We start from the raw sequence: 18763 nt of genomic DNA, 5'->3' as shown, positions 1-18763 counted from the left end.
GCGATGGCCCGATGACTGCCCCGACGCCTCCCGCCACCGTCCCGGAGCTGGCGAGCTGACGCGCTAGCGACCGAGCCGCGCCTCGAACCCGCGGCAGAGGTGCTCGACGCCGCGCTCCAGCATGGTCAGCGGGTCCGTGAGCCCCGACTCCCCGCCCCGACCCGCGAGCGCCGCGAGATGGGACGGCGGCGTGACGCGATGGATGCCGGCGAGCAGGTCGGCCAGCCCGCCGGCGTCCTCGGCGTCGGAGCGGGTCTGCATGAGCTCCTCGCTCACGGCGGCCAGCGCCGCGCCCTGGATCTGCACCCACACCGTGAGCGCCATCTCGGTGGCCACCTCGACGTCGTCGGTGAGCTCGAGCAGGCCCGCGACCAGCCAGTCCAGGCAGGCCAGGCCCATCTCGCCGAGGCCCAGCCGGGGCGAGGCATAGGCGAGCACGATCCAGGGGTGGCGACGGTAGATCTGCCAGTCGACCTCGACGGCGATCCGGATCCGCTCGCGCCAGGCAGGTGAGGTGTCGAGCGGGTAGGGGAAGCGCTGCCCGACCTCGTCGGACATCGCGGCGAGCAGGGCGTCCTTGTCGCTGATGTGCCGGTAGAGCGACATCGCGCCCACGCCGAGGGCGTCGGCGAGGCGACGCATCGAGAGCGCGGCGATGCCGTCGGCGTCCGCGAGGTCGATCGCGGCGTCCACGATCGCCTCCCGGCTCAGGCCGGGGCTGGTCTTCTTGGCGGCCATGCTCGCGTCGCTCCTCCTGCCTCGATACCGAATTGCGTACACCGTACTCACGATGCTCTACTCGGGTCGTGCGTACGCCGTACGCACCCTGCGCGACCCGCAGCCATGACGAGGGAGGAGTACCCACCATGACCATCGACCAGAGGCTCGAGGTGCGTCGTACGCCTCCCCCGACCTCCCGCGCGCCGTGGCTCGGCGTCGGGGTGCTGACCCTGCCGGTGTTCCTGGTGTCGATGGACGCCTCGGTGCTGTTCCTGGCCACGCCGCGCCTCACCGCCGCGCTGCGGCCCAGCGCGGCCGAGCAGCTGTGGATCCTCGACGTCTACGGCTTCCTCATCGCCGGCCTGCTCATCACGATGGGCAACCTCGGCGACCGCATCGGACGACGCCGCCTGCTACTCGCCGGTGCCACGCTGTTCGGGCTCGCCTCGGTCGTGGCGGCGTTCGCGCCGTCCCCCGAGGTGCTCATCGCGGCCCGGGCGGCGATGGGCGTCGGCGGCGCGACGCTGATGCCCTCGAGCCTCTCGCTGCTCACCAACCTCTTCCCCGACCCCGCCCAGCGCGGTCGAGCCATCGGCGTGTGGACGGCGGCCTTCGCGGGCGGCTCGGCGCTCGGCCCGGTCATCGGCGGGGTACTGCTGCACCACTTCTGGTGGGGCTCGGTGTTCCTCATCAACGTGCCGGTGCTGGCGGTCCTGCTGGTGGCCGCTCCCCGCTGGGTGCCCGAGTTCCGCACCGGCGGCAGCGACCCCTTCGACCTGGTCGGCATCGTGCTGTCGATGCTCGCGATCCTGCCGAGCGTGTACGCAATCAAGCACCTCGCCACCGAGGGCGCCGACCTCTCCGCCATGGCCGTCGGGCTGTTCGGTCTGACGATGCTCGCCGCGTTCGTGGCCTACGAACGGCGCACCCTGTTCCCGCTCCTCGACCTCGGTCTCTTCGCCAACCGCGCGTTCACCGCCGCGATCCTCGTCGCCCTGCTCGGCATGGTCAGCCTGGCCGCGATGTTCTACCTCACGGGCATCTACCTTCAGTCGGTGCTCGGCCAGGACGTCCTCGCCGCCGCCCTGGCCGGCCTGCCCGTCGCCGTCACGGTGGCGGTCGCGTCGATGGGCGCCTCACGCGTCGTGGCCCACCTCGGGGTCGGCCGCGCGTTCGTCGTCGCGCTGCTCGCGGCGGCCGCGGGCAACGGCGTCCTGCTCGGGCTCGGTGTGACACACGGACTCGTGCTTTACATGGTCGGTACGTCGATCGCGGGCGTCGGGTACGGCGTCATGTTCAGCGTCGTCTCCGAGGTCGCCGTGGGGTCGGTGCCGGCCGAGCGGTCCGGCGCCGCCGCGGGCGTCAGCGAGACCTGCTTCGAGCTCGGCAGCGCGCTCGGCCTCGCCGTGCTCGGCTCGCTGGCCGTCGCCGTCTTCCGCAGCCGCGACGACGGGCGCGGCTTCGGCGACACCCTCTCCGCCACGCTGCTCTCGACCCACGACCAGGCGCTCGCCGACGCCGCCCGCGCGGCCTTCGTCGACGGCCTGCACGCCGCCACGCTCGTCGGCGTCGTCCTGCTCGTGCTCAGCGCGGTGCTGGTCGGGCGGGCCCGGCTGACGCTCGCGGGTGCCGCAGAGGGGCACCACGAGGGGTGAAGAGCGGGAAACCGCCCGTCGGGAAGCGATTCAGGGAACGACTACTCAGTGACTACGGACAGCCCGAGCAGTATCCACATGAGCAAAGCCTGGGGCTGCCGCACCAACGGGTAGATTCTCCGCCCAGTTGGGCCAAGAGCCCGAACCAACTTCCTACTGACTCGCCGGCTTCTTTGGAGTGTCCTGAAACGAGTCCAACCAAGATGGGGGTCACGAACGCCATTCCAAGTCGACCCCCTCTTCAGTTGGATCTAAGGGACGAACATCCAAGTCGCGTGGGATCCCGAACACCGAACTTCCAACTCAAACGTCTTTCGGTTGTAGCGTGACGCGGGTGGACCCCCCAAGGTTCGCGGCACCGCAGTTCGGCGAAGCCAGTCGCGAGCCCGGCAACAAGTGGGCGTTCTGGTCCTCAAACCAGCCGCCCTACCGCGCTCGCTCGACCTGACGACCGCGACCATCAAGGCCTTGTCCGAAGCAGATGCCAGTCTCGGGCGCCTCTCGGGTCTCGGCGCTCTCGTCCGCGACCCTCAGCTTCTCCTCGGCCCCTACCTCAGACGTGAGGCAGTCGCGAGCTCGCGCATCGAGGGCACGCAGGCATCCCTCTCAGACGCTCTCCAAGCAGAGGCCAGCGGCACTCCTTCGCCGAATGAGGACGTGGCTGAGGTGGAGCGCTACATCCAGGCGACGCTGCAGGGGTAGGAACTGGTCAAGTCTCTTCCGATAACGCAGCGCCTGATCCTGAACCTCCATCGCACCACCGTTGGCATCACCAACCAGGGGGCACGAAACCTGATCAAGGACGCAGCAAAGCGTGGCTGGCTGCGCGAGGTCGGCGCCATCGGACGCGGCGGGCGCATGTACCGGGTGGCGCAGGATCTCTACAACATCATCGAGGATCCGGTCACCTACTAGCCCACGCTCCGCCAGAACTGTCGAATGCGCCGGGCTCGTCACCGAACTCGCGGATCACACGAGATGGAAGAACGGGGAGCCGCCTGTCGGAATCGAACCGACGACCTAGTCATTACGAGTGACTCGCTCTACCGACTGAGCTAAGGCGGCGTGCTGCTTCGGACGTCGTCCGGGCAACCCGAGGAAGTATAGGGACGACGACCGGATGCGGCGAAACCGGCAGCGAGCGGCGTCGTCCGAGGGCGACGAGGGAGATTCCCGCGCGCCTGGTGCGTGCGAATCTCCCTTGCCGGCGCGCCGGATGGTGGTCGGGTGGGCGACGTGCTTCGGCAGCCGCCGTCCCCGACCCCTCGAGGGACGATTCGCGACCCCTCGCGGGACGATTCGCGACCCCTCGCGGGTGATGGTGAGTGTCGGTACTCATGACCGAGCGGCAAAGGGGGTAGGACGCTGGGCAGCACGCTGCCCAGCCGGGTGAGCGAGACCGACGACGAAGGACCAGCCGTGCCACGCTTGCTCGCCGATCCGACCCGGTGCCCCGAGTGCGACTCCCTGCTCGAGGGAGCCACCACCTGCCGCCGGTGCCGGCTGCCGCTCGACCCGCCCGCGGCGGTCGACCTGTTCGCCGCCCTCACCGAGGCCGACCGGCACCTGGGGCTGCTGCGCGAGGAGCGCACCCGGCGCGACGACCTCGCCCGCGCGCGGGCAGCGGGCGACCCGGCGCCCACCGCCGCCCCGGCACCGGTCGCGGCTCCTGCACCCGCGCCGCTGCCGGTCTACCCCACGGCGACGCCGACGCCCGTGACACCTCGGGAACGTCCCGGCCTGAGCGGGCTCACCGTGCCGCGCATCCTCTTCGTGCTGGCCGCCGCCTCGCTGCTGGTCGGTGCGGCCGTGTTCATGGCGGTCACCTGGACCCACCTCGGGGTCGGCGGTCAGACGACCATCCTGCTGGCCGCCACCGCTGCCGCAGGCTGGGGCTCGCACTTCACCGGACGCCGCGGGCTGCGCGGCGCGGCCGAGGCGCTCGCCGCGGTGACCAGCGGCCTGGCCTGCTTCGACGCCCTCGGTGCCGTCTCGGCCGGGTGGCTCGGCAGCCTCGACGCCGCCGGCGTGGGTGCGGTCGTCTCCAGCGCTCTGGCCGCGAGCGGACTCGTCCTCGGCGCCGCGCAGATCCTGCGTCACACCGGCGACGTCCTCGTCACCCACCAGGTGAGCACGGGCGCCGGCCTCTCGGCCCTGGCGGTGAGCGTCGTCGCCGGCCTCGACACCTACGCCGGGCAGGTGACGACCACGGCCCTCTCGTGCGTGGCGCTCGCCGCACTGTCGAGCCTCGTGGCCGGACGACGCCTCGTCGTCACGCAGACCATCTGGCTCCTCGCCACGACCTGGGCCGGACTCGGCGTGCCGGCGTGCGCCGCCTACGAGCTCGCGCAGCAGCCGTCGTGGACCGGCTGGGCCGCCCGCGGTGGACTCTGGGGACTCGGTGTGGCGGTCGCCGCCACCGTGATCGCCGCGACGCCCCGTCAGCCCCGCGCGCTGCGGGTCGTGGCCGCCGGCGTCGTCGGCGTGAGCGTCGTCCCGACGATCACCGGACCGCTGCTCGCCCACTCCGTCGCGACCTTCGCAGCCGCCCTCGGCGCGACCGTGATCGTCACCGGCGGGCTGCTGCGCGTCGCCGGCGGCCGCGTCCTGGTGACCGCCGGCGGCCGCGCCGCGCTCGCCTGCTGGAGCGTGGTCGTCGCCCTGCCGATGGTGCTGCTCACCGCCGGCACGGCCGCGCTGACCCTCTCGTGGACCACGTGGTGGTCGACGACCAGGATCACCACCCTGCCTGCCGACGACCGCCGCTTCGACGGCCTCACAGCCACCGACCTGACCCTGCTGCTCGTCGGCGTGCCGGTCGCGCTCGCCGTCGGCTGGCTGCTCGTGCTGCCGCGCCGCCGCGGCTGGCTGGTCACGGCGGCCGCCGTCATCGTGCTGCCGCTCACCGCATGGGCGCTGCTCCTGGGCGCACCGTTGCTCCTGGCCTCAACCGTGTGGGCCGTGGTCGCCCTCGGCGCGCTGGCCCTCCAGAGCCGCGGCACCCCAGCCGCCGACCTGCGCACCGCGGCATCCGTGGCCGCCTCGGCCGCAGCACTCGGCATCGGTGTCACCTCGCTCCCGGCGACCCTGCTCGCGAGCTGCGCCGCGCTGCTGGTCGTCGTCGTGCCGCTGCTACGCGGTCGCATCGGTGCCGGGCGCCCCGGGCTCCTCGCGGGCCTCACCGTCGTCCCGCTCACGACCTGGGCGAGTGCCGCGCTGCTCGCGACTCCGGACTCCCCTGCTCCCGCGCCCCTGCATCCCCTGCCCGCGTTCGTCGCCGTCACCTTGGCCGCCGCCGTGCTCATCGGCGTGGCGACGGCGAGGATCGCTCGCCGGCGCGACGGCGAGCGGCGCCGTGGTGCCATCGCGCTGGGCGCCAGCCTCGCGCTGCTCGCGTCGTCCGTCGTCGGGGTGCTCGCCCTGGCCAGTGCCGACCAGTCGCTGCTCACGCTGGCCACCCTCGGCGTCGGTGTCGCCACCGCCGCCGGCTGGGCGGGACGCCGACTCGCGACGTGGGCCTCCCTGTCGATCGCCGCGATGGTGCCGGCGCTCACGCTCACCCGCTTCCTGGTCGACCTGCTGGCGGTCGAGACCTTCGGCTCGGGGCTGGGCGACCGCCTTGCCGTGGCGACCCCCGAGGAGTTCGGGGCGCTGCCGCTCGCGGCGCTCGCCGTGGCTGCCGCGTGCCTGCCGGGCGACCACCTGCGGCACGGCGTCTCCGGCCTCGCCGGTCGAGCCCGGTCCATCGCCGTGCCGACCGTCGCAGTGCTCGATGGCGTCGCCCTGGCCGGCGTCGGGCTCCCCCGTGCGCTGGTCGTGGCCGTGCTCGCGACGACCGCCGTCGCGCTGACCGTGCTCGCGGTGCGTCGCACCACGGGAGCCGCGCTGTTGATCGGCAGCGGCGTGCTCGCCGCCGTCGCCCTGGTGGGTGCCAGTGCCGACCAGTTGCTGCTCACGCTGACGCTCTCGGCGCTGACGGCCGGCGCCGTGGGCGCCGCGCTCGTGGGCGAACGCGCCGTCACCCTCGCGACCGAGGTCGCCGGGGCCGCGGGCGCCGCGTTGGTCACCGCGACGACCCTGGCCTGGTTCGCGCAGGCCGGGCTCCCCGCCCGGTGGGCGGCGCTGCCGGTGCTGGTGCTCGCGGCGGTCGTGGTCGGCGTCGGCGCGACGCGCGGCGGCACCCGGCTCTCGCTGGAGCTGGCCGTGGGCGCGTCGTCCGCCGTGGCCGCGTTCTACTCGATCACCTCGGCACTCGACCTCGGCGGCGAGGCCAACCTCGTCGCCAGCGTCTACCTGGCCGTGGCCGGTGCTGCGCTCTCGGCGCATGCCCTGGCGCACGTGGAGCGCCACGTTCTCGGCTGGGTCGCATCGGCGATGCTCACCGGCTCGACCTGGCTGCGCCTGGTCGACGCCGACATCACCACGCCCGAGGCCTACACACTGCCGGCTGCAGTGGCGCTGCTGGTCTTCGGCGTGCTCAAGATGCGCCAGGACGCGGCGCTCTCCACCCGCCGGGCCCTCAGCGCCGGGCTGGTGCTCGCCACCGTGCCCTCGCTGCTGCTGACCTGGACCGATCCGCTCTCGCTGCGCGCCCTGCTGCTCGGCGCGGCCACGTTCGCGATGGTGGTGCTCGGCGTCCAGAAGCGCTGGTCGCAGCCACTGGTGGTCGGCGCCCTGGTCGGCGGTGCCGTCGTGCTCCGCGAGAGCGCACCGTGGCTGGGCGCCGGTCCGCAGTGGATCCCGTTCGTCTCCGCCGGGCTCGTGCTCGGCGCGCTCGCGATCACCTGGGAGGCTCGCCTCGCCGACGTCCGGCGCGCGGCCGCGTACGTCGGCCGGCTGCGCTGACCGCCGCGCCGATCGGGTGAACGGATCGGTTCCGCCTCGGGGCAGGCTGACGAGCATGACGACATCGCCAGCAACGCCCGTCCGGTCCGGCCCTTCGCGCGACCTGCTGGCCCTGGGCGGTTTCGGCCTCGCGGTGACCGTCGCTGCGGGTGCGGGCGGGCTCGCGGCCGCCAACGCGGGCGCGCAGTACGACCGGCTGGAGCAGCCGCCCTTCGCCCCGCCGTCGTGGCTGTTCGGTCCGGTGTGGAGCGTCCTCTACGTTCTCGTGGCGGTCTCCGGATGGCTGGCCTGGCGAAGCGCCGGCCGCGTCGAGGCGGCCACCTGGTGGTGGATGGCCCAGATCGTCCTCAACGCGTGCTGGACCCCACTCTTCTTCGCCGCGGACCGCTACGGATTGGCGCTGGTCGAGATCGTGGTGCTGCTGGGCGCCGTGGCCGGCACGACGGTGGTGGCCACACGACGCCGCAGGCTGGCCGGCCTGCTGCTCGCGCCCTATCTCGCCTGGGTCGGCTTCGCGACCCTGCTCAATGCGTCGATCTGGTGGCTCAACCGGGCGTGATCCCGCTTCAGGCAGCGGTGAGCGTGCGCGGACGACGCGCGCCACGGCCCGTGACGAGCTGCTGCTCGGCGCCGCACCAGCAGTCGAAGTGCACGACCAGGCCGTGCTCGGTGTTGTCGATGCCTCGCACCATGCTCGAGAAGATGAGCTGGCGCTTGGCGCACGCGGTGCAGACGTGGTCGAACATGGTGGGGAACCTCCCTACGAGCGGTGCGGACTCCTCCATGGTGACCTGCGGGTAGGTAGAGGGGTAGCCTCACTTTCCAGCCGCCGCCCTAGGAAAGACCTATGCTTTCGCTGCACCAGCTGACCTGCTTCCTCGCCGCCTACGAGCACGGTTCGTTCACGGCCGCCGCCGACGAGCTGGGCTACGCGCAGCCGTCGGTGTCGGAGCAGATCCGAGCGCTCGAGAAGTCGCTCGGCGCCCAGCTGTTCCGGCGAGCCGGGCGCGGCGTCGTCCCGACGACGGTGGCCGACACGCTGCGGCCCTACGCCGAGCGGGTGCTGGCCTCCGTCGACGCGGCGCGCTCCGCAGTCGCCGGGGTGACGTCGTTCGAGAGCGGCACGATCCGGTTCGGCATGTTCGGCATCGCCCGGCTCTACGCCGGCGCCGGTCTCATCGCCGACGTGCTCGATCGCTACCCCGGCGTGCGGGTCGAACTGGTGGGCCAGAACTCCACGGAGGTCGCGGAGGATCTGCGCCGCGGCCGGCTCGAGGCCGCGATGCTCGCCGTGCCCACCATCGAGAGCGAGGGCCTGGCGGTCACGCCGGTCGCGCGCGAGGAACTGGTCTACATCAGCGCCGACCCCGCACACCTGGCCGCGCCGGTCACGGCCCATCGGCTCTCGCTGGCGTCGCTGGTGATGCCCGAGACCAGCTACCGCACCGAGGACTCCACCCGACAGACCTTGCGACGGATGCTGCACGGGGCAGGCCGCAACCCCTCCACCCGCATCGAGGTCGAGGATCTGGAGACCGCGGTCGAACTGGTCGGGCTCGGGTACGCCGACAGCGTGATCCCCCGGGGCGCCGCCGAACAGCTGCTGCCTCGACTGGCGCCGTCCGCTGGCTTCGTCTCACTGCGGCCTCGCCAGTTCGACACCTTCGCCATCGTGCATCGCGCCGGCGCCGTGCTCTCCCCCGCCGCTCGGCTGATGATCGAGCTGGCCACCCGGCGCATCCGCGAGATCGCCCTGCCGCTGGAGGGATCCGCCCACCTATCGTGACGCCATGAGCGCTCCCACCGACCCCGTCGCCGTCGTCACCGCGATGCTCGACGCCCTCGTCGCCGGCGATGCCGAGGCGAGCATCGACCTGCTCGACGCCGAGGCCGAGTGGCGCAACACCGGCCTACCCACCCTCCGCGGCCCTCGGGTCGCCAGCAGCCTGCGCGGCATGGTCGAGCGGGGCGTCGGGTTCGAGTACGTCATGCACCACGCGGCCGCCGACAGCGAGTCCCCCGACGCAGTCGTGCTCACCCAACGCACCGACGTGTTGACCTGGAAGCGGTTCCGGGTGGAGTTCTGGGTGCGCGGCACCTTCACGCTGCGCGGGGGCAAGGTCGTGGTCTGGGACGACGCCTACTCCACCGGGCAGTTCGCCGTGCGGTCGATCCTGGGCGCGGTGCGCGCCCTGCTACCCGGCTGAGCCGAGCAGGGTGACCGGCCTCAGCACGAGGTGCCGTCGGCCGGCACCTCGTCGTCGATGAGATAGCCCTCGACCGCCTGGTCGATGCACTGGTTGCCGGAGTTGTAGCCCGTGTGCCCGTCGCCGTCGCGGGTCAGCAGCACCCCGGAGTCGAGCTCCTGGGCCAGCGCCTGCGCCCACTCGTACGGCGTGGCCGGGTCACGCGTGGTGCCCACGACCAGGATCGGCGCCGCGCCCTTGGCCTCGATCGTGGGCGGCTTCTCCTCCGCGCGCAGAGTGAAGCCGCGGCACCCGATGAGGCTCCACGCGAACACGTCGCCCAGCGTCGGTGAGACCTTCTCGAACTCGGGGATCTTGGCGGGGATCTTGCTCGGGGCCACGCTCGAGGGGTCGTCGAGACAGTTGATGGCGTAGATCGCCTCGGCGGAGTTGTCGGAGTAGGTGCCGTCGTCGTTGCGCGAGGCGTAGAGGTCGGCGAGCTTCATCAGCGCGCTGCCGTCGCCGCCGAACGCCTGCGAGAGCGCGGTCGTGAGGTAGGGCCAGTAGTCGCGCACGTACAACGGCGTGATGAGTCCGTAGAAGGCGTTGCCACCCTCGAGTTCGCGACCGTCGGACGTCGGCAGCGGCTTCTGGTCGACCTCGGCCAGGAAGCTCTTGATGCGCGCCAGGCCGGCATCGACGGTGTCGCCGAGCACGCAGTCGCCAGAGTCGACGCAGTCGGTGACGTAGGCGGTCAGCGCCCGGTCGAAGCCCTCGGCCTGCCCCAGCGTCAGCTGCTCGGAGGTGAGCTCGGGGTCGACCGCGCCGTCGAGCACGAATCGGCCGACGCGCTTCGGGAAGAGCGAGGCGTAGGTCGCGCCGAGCTTGGTGCCATAAGAAGCCCCGAAGTAGGTGAGCGTGGACTCACCCAGGGCCGCGCGCAGCACGTCCATGTCGCGGGCGGCCTCGGCGGTGGAGACGTGACTGACGAGGTCGTCGGAGTTCTCGATGCAGCCCTCGAAGAAGTCCTCGAGCGATCCCACCGAGGACCGGATCTCGGCTTGGTCGTCGGGCACCGGGTTCTGGGAGAGGAAGGCGTCGAGCAGGGAGTCGGAGAGGCAGTCGACGGGGTCGGAGGCGCCGGTGCCGCGGGGGTCGAAGCCCACGAGGTCGAAGTGGTCGAGGATCGGCTGGCGGAACACGTTGCCGCGCGCCGCTGCGTAACTGGTGCCCGGGGCACCCGGCCCGCCGGGGTTCACCACGAGCGAGCCGATGCGCTCGCTCGGCTCGGCCGCCGGCACCTTGAGAAGGGCGAGCTGGAAGGTGGCCCCGCCGGGATCCTCGTAGTCGACCGGCACCGTGAGCTCGGCGCACTCGTTCGACGAGCCGTCGTCGCACGAGCCCCAGTCGAGGCTCTGGGAGTAGAAGGGCGCGAGGTCTGCGTCGGGTGCCTCGGTGGCGTCGGGGTCGGCCGAGGTGGGTGCCAGGGAGGGTCTCGACGTAGAGGAGCTGGAGTCTTGGGAACCACCCGTGAGGCCGAGCACGGCGAAGCCCACGCCCGCGACCACGACGGCGAGTACGGCGAGAATCGCGATGAGGACCACCGGCCCCGGCCGAGTCGGCGGACGATTCGAGGGATCGCCCTCACTGAGGTGGTGGTAGAACGGGTCCGTCACGACCTCACCTGTTCTGCTCGGGAACCATCAGGGCCACCATCATGGACTCCAGCGCCAAGGCCGGGGGCACGTTCGACTCCATCATCTGCTGGCGCGCCTCGAAGACCCACGCGATGCGACGCAGGTTGAGTTCGGGGGTCGAGGCGTCGACGACGGCCTGCACGTCGGGCCGGATCTCCTCGTTGACCAGCTCACCGGGCGCTCTCGTGGCCAGCGCGATGGCGTCGCGGTACACCGACACGAGGTCCATGAGGCTGCGGTCGACGACGTCGAGCACCCGGCGGCGCGCCCGCCGCTTCTGGCTCTCGGCGAGATCCTTGAGGGCCGAGGCGTACTCGCGCGGACGACGCCCCTTGTCCTCGTAGCCGAACGCCTGGTCGAGGTCGGCCTTCTCGCGGGCGTCGAGGGCCAGGGTGAGCGCCTCGGCCTCCTCCTTCGCGCCCTCGGCGAGGTTGCTCGCCGCGAGCAGGCACGCACCGAGGCCGGTGAGCTGGGCGGGCAGCGTGACGACCTCGTGGCGGTGGTTGCGGGTGGTCTCGTCGAGCGCGAGCGCCTTGGCGCGGCCGATGTGACCTTGACTCGCGCGTGCGGCGTACGCGGCGAGTGGCGGGCTGACGTCGGCGGTGCGGGTGAGGAACGCGGCGACCTCGGGGGCGGTAGGTGTGGTGAGCGTGACCAGCCGGCAGCGGGAGCGGATCGTGGGCAGGACGTCTTCGACAGTAGGGGCGCACAGCAGCCACACGGTGCGTGGCGCGGGCTCCTCGACCGACTTGAGCACGGCGTTGCCGGAGGAGTCGTTGAAGCGGTCGGCGTCTTCGACCACGATCACCTGCCAGCGATTCGTCACCGGCGCCATGGCGGCCTTGCGCACCATGTCGCGCGCCTCACGCACCAGGAACTGCACCGACTCGGTGCTCACGCGAGTGACGTCGGGGTTGCTGCCGGCCATCGTCGTGCGGCACGGCTCGCACCGCCCGCAGCCGGCGTCATCGGACGGCCCGCGCTCGCACTGGAGGGCGGCGGCGAAGGCGAGCGCGGCGTTGGAGCGACCCGAGCCCGGGGGGCCGGTGAGGAGGAACGCGTGGGTCATGCCACGCCCGGCCGCGGCGGCGCGCAGGGTCTCGATGACCGGCGCCTGGCCGACCAGGCCCTCCCACACGGTCACGACGGCCCCGCCTGGGCGAGCAGCGGCGTCACGCGATCGCGCACTGCGGCAGCGATCTCGTCGACCGGACGTCGGGCGTCGAGCACCAGGTAGTGCGCGTCGTCGAGCCGGGCGAGGTCGAGGAACGCCGCTCGCACCCGCTGGTGGAACCCCAGGGACTCGCCCTCGATGCGGTCGCGCTCGGCGAAGCGGCCCAGCCCCTGCTCGGGCTCGAGGTCGAGCAGCACGGTGAGGTGCGGACGCAGGTCGCCGGTGGCCCACCGCCCGATCTGCTCGACCTCGTGCGCAGGCAGCGTGCGCCCGGCACCCTGGTAGGCCAGCGTGGAGTCGACATAGCGATCGGTGACGACGACCGCGCCGCGCTCGAGAGCGGGCCGCACCACGGTGTCGACGTGCTCGGCCTTGTCGGCGGCGTAGAGCAACACCTCGGCCTTGGGCGCCAGCGCGCCCGTCTCGGGGCTCAGCACGATGCGTCGCACCTGCTGGCCGACGGGGGTGTCGCCGGGCTCGAAGGTGAGCACGACCTCGTGCCCGTGCTGCTCCAGGTGCTCGCGGAGCAGGCGGGACTGGGTCGACTTGCCCGAGCCCTCACCGCCCTCGAAGCACACGAAGACGCCGCGGTCGGCGTACACCCCCGGGTACGGCGCGGGCGGCGGGCTGGTCACGCGTGCAACCTACGGGGCCGGACCGACAAGGGCGAGCGTGGGTGCGGCCTCCCGCGTGGCTACTCGCCCGTAACCCGCCCGCCTCCTCGAGCGTTGGACTGCTCATGCGCCGCTCTGTGATCGCCGTCACCGCCATTCTCGCCGGGGTGCTCCCCGCCGTCGGCCTCTCGCCCAGCCCGGCCCTCGCCGTCCAGCCGACGGATCGGGCGCAGGCGCAGCAGGTCGAGAAGACCCCACTGTGGTTCTCGGTGAGCGTCGGCGGCACCAACGACACGCAATGCAGCATCGACGCCGACATGTACCTTCCGGCGTCGGCCAGCCGCTCGCACCGGGTGCCCGCGATCCTGACCACCAACGGGTTCGGCGGCTCCAAGGACGATCAGGCCGACTTCGCGCAGTACTTCGCCGGGCAGGGCTACGCCGTCCTCTCGTACTCCGGGCTCGGCTTCGGCGGCTCCTCGTGCCCGATCTCGCTCGACGACCGCGCCCACGACGGCAAGGCCGCACGGTTCCTCGTCAGCTACCTCGGCGGGCAGACCGGTCACGCGTTCCTCGACTCCGACCTCACCGAGCCGGCTCCGCGGTTGAGCGTCGTGCAGCGCGACCGCCGCGACCACGAGGGGCACCGCTCGAGCCACGACCCGCGCGTGGGCATGTGGGGCGGCTCCTACGGCGGCGGCGCCCAGTTCGCCGCGGCCGCCGTCGACCCCCGCATCGACACCCTCGTGCCCCTCATCACCTGGAACGACCTCAGCTACTCACTCGCTCCGAACAGCATCGGCCAGCCGTCCCCGAGGAGTGTCACGAGCACCGTCACGGGGGCGCCCAAGCTCTTGTGGGCCGGTGGCTTCTCGGCGCTCGGCGTGGCCGGCGGGCTCACCGGCATCCAGACCGACCAGGCGCGACTGCTGCCGTGCCCCGACTTCCAGCCGTGGGTGTGCCCCGGGTTGGTGAACGCGGTCGCCACCGGCACCATCGACGCCGACACCCGGGCCCGGCTGCACCGCCGGTCGGTGACGTCGTTCATGCGCAAGATCCGCGTACCCGTGTTGCTGGCCCAGGGCGAGGGCGACACCTTGTTCAACCTCAACGAGGCGATCGCCACCTACCGCGCACTGCGACAGCAGGGCAACACCGTGAAGATGATCTGGTCGCTCGGCGGCCACTCGCACGACTACGACCCGGGCGAGATCAGCGCTCCCTACGACCCGAGCACGCAGTACCTCGTGGCGCGGTTCAAGCGCTGGTTCGACCACTACCTCAAGGGACGTCGGGTCGGCACCGGCCCCGGGTTCGCCTACTACCGCGACTGGGTGCCCCACACCGGCAACGCCCGGCCCGCGTACGCCTCGGCCCCCCGGTACTCCGACTCCCGGCGCACCCGCCTCTTCCTCTCCGACGGCACGCTGGTGACCGACCGGGCAGAGGTCGCCGACTCGTCGTCCTCGTTCGTCACGCCGGCCGCCGGACTGCCGACGTCCTACGACATCGCCGACCTCGTCGGCGCCCAGGCGCCCGTCGACAACCAGGATGCCCCGGGCACGTTCGCGTCGTGGACCTCGGCCCCGCTGGAACGTGCCGTGCGCGTCGTGGGCTCGCCGAGGCTCCGGTTGCGACTCCAGGCCCCCGACCTCGACGCCGCCGGCATCACCGTGTTCGTCAAGGTGCTCGACGTCGCCCCCGACGGCTCCGAGAGCCTGATCCGCGCGCTCGTCGCACCCACCCGCGTGATCGACCCGACCGCGCCGCAGTCGATCGTGATGCCCGCCTTCGCCCACCGATTCGCCGCCGGGCACTCGATCCGGCTCAAGCTCGCCGGTGGCTCGATCAACTACCGCGGCAACCTCCAGCCCTCCGCCGTCACCATCACCACCGGTGGCCCGGATCAGGTGCTCGCCCTGCCCGTGCGGTGAGGTCGGCATCCGGGGGAGTTTTATCGGGGAGCCGATGAAACTGCGGGTGCACCGATAAAGCCTCATCGGTGCACCCGAACATTCATCAGGCCCCCGATAAAACTCCCCCGGACGGCTAGGACTTCTTCGCCGCGGACGTCTTGGCGGTGGACTTCTTGGCGGCCTTCTTCGCCGTCGTCTTCGCTGCGGACTTCTTGGCGGTGGACTTCTTGGCGGTGGCCTTCTTGGCGGTGGCCTTCTTCGCCGTCTTCTTCGCGCCCTTCTTGGCCGGACCCCGCTCGCGGCGCTCGGCGAGCAGCTCGGCTGCCCGCTCAAGAGTGATGGCCTCGACGGAGTCGTCCTTGCGCAGGGTCGCGTTGTACTCACCGTCGGTGACGTACTCGCCGAACCGACCCGACTTCACGACCACCGGCTGACCCGAGACGGGGTCGTTGCCGAGCTCCTTGAGCGGCGGCGCCGCGGCCGCCCGCCCGCGCTGCTTGGGCTGGGCGTAGATCTTCAGCGCCTCGTCGAGGGTGATGGTGAAGAGCTGGTCCTCGCTCGCCAGCGAACGGGAGTCGGTGCCCTTCTTCAGGTAGGGCCCGTAGCGACCGTTCTGTGCGGTGATGTCGTCGCCCGATTCCGGGTCGGCACCCACCACGCGCGGCAGCGAGAGCAGCTTGACGGCGTCCTCGAGCGAGATCGTGTCGAGCGACATCGACTTGAACAGCGAGCCGGTGCGCGGCTTGGTGCCCTTCTTCGCGTCGTCGGGCAGCAACTCGGTGACGTACGGGCCGAAGCGGCCGTTCTTGGCCACGACCTGGAGTCCGGTGTCGGGGTGCGAGCCCAGCTCGATCTCCTCACCGGCCGGGTTCTTGAACAGCTCCTCGGCCTTGGCCAGGGTCAGCTCGTCGGGAGGCAGGTCGTCGGGCACGTTGGCCCGCTTGCCGGTGGCGTTGCCGTCGTCGTCCTCGCCGTCCTTCGACACAGTCTCGAGGTAGGGCCCATAGCGCCCCACCCGCAGCTGGATGCCGGAGTCGGCGCCGCCGATCGGGAAGGTCGCGTTGTCGCGGGCGTCGATGTCGCCGAGCTCGTCGACGAGGGTCTTGAGGCCTTCGACGTCGCCGGTACCGAAGTAGAACTTGGCCAGCTCGCTGTTGCGGTCCGCGCGACCGCCGGCGATCTCGTCGAGCACGTCCTCCATGACAGCGGTGAACTCGTAGCTGATCTGCCGCGGGAAGTGCTCCTCGAGCAGCCGGATCACCGAGAACGCCAACCACGCCGGCACCAGCGCGGTGCCCTTCTTGTACACGTAGCCGCGGTTGAGGATCGTGCCGATGATCGAGGCGTAGGTCGAGGGGCGGCCGATCTCGCGGTCCTCGAGCTCCTTGATGAGCGTGGCCTCGGTGTAGCGCGCCGGCGGCTTGGTCTCGTGCCCATCGGCCGTGACGGACGCCGCGGTGACGGCCGCGCCCTCGGCCAGCTGCGGCAGCCGGGTCTCGGAGTCGTCGCTGCGCTTGCCGTCGTCGGTGCCCTCGACGTAGGCCTTGAGGAACCCGTGGAAGGTGATGACGCGGCCGGTGGCCGAGAAGACGACGTCCTCACCCGTGGCCGCGGCGCCGCCGAGCCGGATCGTGACCGACTGGCCGGTGGCGTCCTTCATCTGCGAGGCGACGGTGCGCATCCAGATGAGCTCGTAGAGCCGGAACTGCTCGCCGGTCAGGCCGGTCTGACCGGGCGTGCGGAAGGTCTCGCCGGCGGGTCGGATCGCCTCGTGCGCCTCCTGGGCGTTCTTGACCTTCGAGGCGTAGGTGCGCGGCGCGTCGGGCAGGTACTCGGCGCCGTACAGCTCGCGCACCTGCGAGCGCGCCGCCTCCACCGCCCCGCCCGAGAGCGTGGTCGAGTCGGTACGCATGTAGGTGATGAAGCCGTTCTCGTAGAGCCGCTGCGCCACCGACATCGTGACGCTGGCGCTCATGCCGAGCTTGCGGCTGGCCTCCTGCTGGAGCGTGGTGGTGCGAAACGGCGCGTACGGCGATCGGCGGTAGGGCTTCGCCTCGACCGAGCGGACGTCGAACCTGGTGTCGGCGAGCGCCGAGGCGAGCGCCTCGGCCCGGGGCCGGTCGAGGTGCACGACCTTGCCGGCGGCGGAGTCCTTGAGCACGCCGGCGTCGGTGAAGTCGGAGCCGCGAGCCACGCGCAGCTCGTCGACCGAGTAGACCTTGGCCGGGAACATCCGCACGTCGGCGCCCGACCCGGCGTCGAAGCTGCCCTCGAGATCCCAGTACGAGGCGGCCTTGAACGCCATCCGCTCCTTCTCGCGGTCGACCACGAGCCGGGTCGCGACCGACTGCACGCGGCCGGCGGAGAGGCCGGACATGACCTTCTTCCACAGCACCGGAGAGACCTCGTAGCCGTAGAGGCGGTCGAGGATGCGACGGGCCTCCTGGGCCTCGACGAGGTCCATGTCGAGCTCGCGCGGGTTCTCGGCGGCGGCGAGAATGGCGGGCTTGGTGATCTCGTGGAACACCATGCGGCGCACCGGGATGTTCTTGGGCTTCAGCTCGTCGAGCAGGTGCCAGGCGATGGCCTCGCCCTCGCGGTCCTCATCGGTGGCGAGGTAGAGCTCGTCGGCGTCCTTGAGCAGCGTCTTGAGCTTGGAGATGTGGCTCTTCTTGTCGCGCGGCACCACATAGAAGGGCTCGAAGCCGTTGTCGACGTCGACCGCGAGACGGCCCCACGGCTTGTCCTTGATCTTGGCCGGGGTGTCGGCCGCCGACTGCGGCAGGTCACGGATGTGACCGATGGAGGACTCCACGACGTACCCCTGGCCGAGGTAGCCGCCGATCGTGCGGGCCTTCGCCGGTGACTCGACGATGACCAACTTGTGTGCCACTGGTGCGCTTCCATCCTTCGTGGGTGGGTGCCGAGAGGCCCCGAACAGGGCTCACGGCGAGTCACGGTAGCGCGTGCCCGTGGCCAGCGCTCGCCGGTGTGCGCGTCGGCTGGCTCACAGTGAACTCTCCGGAGCCTGTGGACGACGCCCGCGCGATCGCCTCGGATCGTGGCACCGTGAACCGGTCCTGACCGCACCGAAGGCCGATCTCGGAGGCCCCGTGACGCTGCACGATCTCCTGACCCCGACCCCTGCACCACCTCCCTACGGGGAGTGGGGCGAACCCGAGCGGCTCCGCCACCTCGTGTTCCTCGACGGCCGACTCATCGACTCGTGGTCCGAGCCCGTCGAGGGCACGAGCTGGGCCGCCGAGGCACGTCGGCTCGACCGGTTGGCGGCCCCGGCTCCCGAACCGCCCGCGCCCCCGAGGTGGCAGTTGGCCCTGGACTGGCTGGGTGATCGGGTCGGCGGGGCCGAGGCGGTGGCGCGGCTGCACGGCGAGGCGTTCGACGAGCCCGAGCTTCCCTCCGACTGCCTCCGCCTGGCCCAGCGCGAGCGCATCGGGCACGTGGCCGAGCTTCTCGACGCGGTCGCCGCCCTCCGCCACGACGCCGACCTCGGGGTCGCCCTGCGCCAGGCCTTGGTCGCGCTGTGGCGCAGCGACCCCGACCTCGTCGACCACGCGGTGTCGGCTCGCAGCGTCGCCGGCGGGCTGGCGTGGGCGGTCGGCAAGGCCAACGGACTGCTCCACCCGCAGGGCACCTGGCGGTCCGGGGAACTTCGAGACGCGCTCGGCCTCACCAGTTCGCCTGCCGCGATGGGGCGCTCGGTGCAGGCGGCCCTGTTCGGCCTCCGCGAGCCGGCCCGATGCTCGTGGTGGCGCCCTGAGGGGGAATCCGACCTGCTCGCCCTGGGTCACGCCGAGGTGCTGTTGCCCGAGGTGCGTGTCCGCCTGGTGCGGCTGCGCGACCGGGCGTACGCCGTCCGGGCCGAGGAGGGTGCGACCTCCTAGCAGGTCGCGTGAGAGCCGGCGCCGGTCATCTGCCGACTCGCGGCAGGTCGG

14 protein-coding genes and 1 tRNA gene are annotated in these 18763 nt (G+C 71.8%); 8 read left to right on the top strand and 7 right to left on the bottom strand.

The annotated features are described in order from the left end of the window. Positions 1 to 63 precede the first annotated feature (63 nt). Positions 64 to 738 carry a TetR/AcrR family transcriptional regulator gene (locus tag ISG29_RS16410; RefSeq protein ID WP_194504529.1) on the bottom strand — a complete coding sequence of 225 codons (675 nt, stop codon included), beginning with the start codon at positions 736 to 738 and terminating at the stop codon, positions 64 to 66. 128 nt (positions 739 to 866) lie between these two features. On the opposite strand from ISG29_RS16410, the gene ISG29_RS16405 reads away from it, so the two are divergent. Next, positions 867 to 2375 carry an MFS transporter gene (locus ISG29_RS16405; protein WP_194504528.1) on the top strand — a complete coding sequence of 503 codons (1509 nt, stop codon included), beginning with the start codon at positions 867 to 869 and terminating at the stop codon, positions 2373 to 2375. A 396-nt stretch (positions 2376 to 2771) separates the two neighbouring features. After that, positions 2772 to 3077 carry a Fic/DOC family N-terminal domain-containing protein gene (locus ISG29_RS21870; RefSeq protein ID WP_194504527.1) on the top strand — a complete coding sequence of 102 codons (306 nt, stop codon included), beginning with the start codon at positions 2772 to 2774 and terminating at the stop codon, positions 3075 to 3077. Between the two features lie 290 nt (positions 3078 to 3367). Here ISG29_RS21870 and ISG29_RS16395 read toward each other — a convergent pair. Beyond that, positions 3368 to 3440 (bottom strand) — tRNA-Thr (locus tag ISG29_RS16395). 324 nt (positions 3441 to 3764) lie between these two features. Between ISG29_RS16395 and ISG29_RS16390 the strand changes: the two genes are divergently transcribed. Both ISG29_RS16390 and ISG29_RS16385 read left to right on the top strand, forming a co-directional pair. Further along, entirely contained in the window at positions 3765 to 7220 is a 3456-nt protein-coding gene (locus ISG29_RS16390) for an SCO7613 C-terminal domain-containing membrane protein (RefSeq protein ID WP_194504526.1), read from the top strand. Between the two features lie 55 nt (positions 7221 to 7275). Further along, a complete protein-coding gene (locus ISG29_RS16385; RefSeq protein ID WP_194504525.1) occupies positions 7276 to 7779 on the top strand; it encodes a TspO/MBR family protein in 504 nt (167 codons plus the stop codon). A 7-nt stretch (positions 7780 to 7786) separates the two neighbouring features. On the opposite strand, the gene ISG29_RS16380 is transcribed toward ISG29_RS16385, so the two are convergent. Then, positions 7787 to 7966 (bottom strand): hypothetical protein, encoded by a 180-nt coding sequence (locus tag ISG29_RS16380; RefSeq protein WP_194504524.1) that lies wholly within the window; start codon positions 7964 to 7966, stop codon positions 7787 to 7789. Positions 7967 to 8067: 101 nt separating this feature from the next. Between ISG29_RS16380 and ISG29_RS16375 the strand changes: the two genes are divergently transcribed. Both ISG29_RS16375 and ISG29_RS16370 read left to right on the top strand, forming a co-directional pair. Next, positions 8068 to 9006 (top strand): LysR family transcriptional regulator, encoded by a 939-nt coding sequence (locus ISG29_RS16375; RefSeq protein ID WP_194504523.1) that lies wholly within the window; start codon positions 8068 to 8070, stop codon positions 9004 to 9006. 4 nt (positions 9007 to 9010) lie between these two features. Beyond that, positions 9011 to 9427 carry a limonene-1,2-epoxide hydrolase family protein gene (locus ISG29_RS16370; protein WP_194504522.1) on the top strand — a complete coding sequence of 139 codons (417 nt, stop codon included), beginning with the start codon at positions 9011 to 9013 and terminating at the stop codon, positions 9425 to 9427. A gap of 20 nt (positions 9428 to 9447) precedes the next feature. On the opposite strand, the gene ISG29_RS16365 is transcribed toward ISG29_RS16370, so the two are convergent. Genes ISG29_RS16365 through tmk form a run of 3 tightly spaced genes read right to left on the bottom strand, consistent with a single transcriptional unit; the run spans position 9448 to position 12912 of the window. Beyond that, entirely contained in the window at positions 9448 to 11082 is a 1635-nt protein-coding gene (locus ISG29_RS16365) for an alpha/beta hydrolase (RefSeq protein WP_328829543.1), read from the bottom strand. 4 nt (positions 11083 to 11086) lie between these two features. Continuing rightward, positions 11087 to 12247: a DNA polymerase III subunit delta' gene (locus tag ISG29_RS16360; RefSeq protein ID WP_194504521.1), complete on the bottom strand. Its 1161-nt coding sequence runs from the start codon at positions 12245 to 12247 to the stop codon at positions 11087 to 11089. Then, positions 12244 to 12912, bottom strand: coding sequence for a dTMP kinase (tmk, locus tag ISG29_RS16355; protein ID WP_194504520.1), 669 nt, complete (start codon positions 12910 to 12912; stop codon positions 12244 to 12246). The genes ISG29_RS16360 and tmk overlap by 4 nt, the downstream gene beginning before the upstream one ends. Before the next feature lie 104 nt (positions 12913 to 13016). Between tmk and ISG29_RS16350 the strand changes: the two genes are divergently transcribed. After that, complete coding sequence (locus tag ISG29_RS16350) at positions 13017 to 14825, top strand: S15 peptidase family protein (RefSeq protein WP_194504519.1); 1809 nt, start codon at positions 13017 to 13019, stop codon at positions 14823 to 14825. A 115-nt stretch (positions 14826 to 14940) separates the two neighbouring features. Here ISG29_RS16350 and topA read toward each other — a convergent pair whose 3' ends face one another. Further along, the gene (gene topA, locus ISG29_RS16345) at positions 14941 to 17700 is read right to left on the bottom strand and encodes a type I DNA topoisomerase (protein ID WP_194504518.1); all 2760 of its coding nucleotides are present in this window, start codon (positions 17698 to 17700) and stop codon (positions 14941 to 14943) included. 220 nt (positions 17701 to 17920) lie between these two features. Between topA and ISG29_RS16340 the strand changes: the two genes are divergently transcribed. Further along, positions 17921 to 18712 (top strand): hypothetical protein, encoded by a 792-nt coding sequence (locus tag ISG29_RS16340; protein ID WP_194504517.1) that lies wholly within the window; start codon positions 17921 to 17923, stop codon positions 18710 to 18712. Positions 18713 to 18763 lie beyond the last annotated feature (51 nt).

Origin of the sequence: Nocardioides acrostichi (assembly GCF_015319165.1) — a bacterium.
Lineage (GTDB): Bacteria > Actinomycetota > Actinomycetes > Propionibacteriales > Nocardioidaceae > Nocardioides > Nocardioides acrostichi.
The sequence above is the reverse complement of the archived record's forward strand: the minus strand, read 5'-3'. Positions and strand labels throughout refer to the sequence as shown.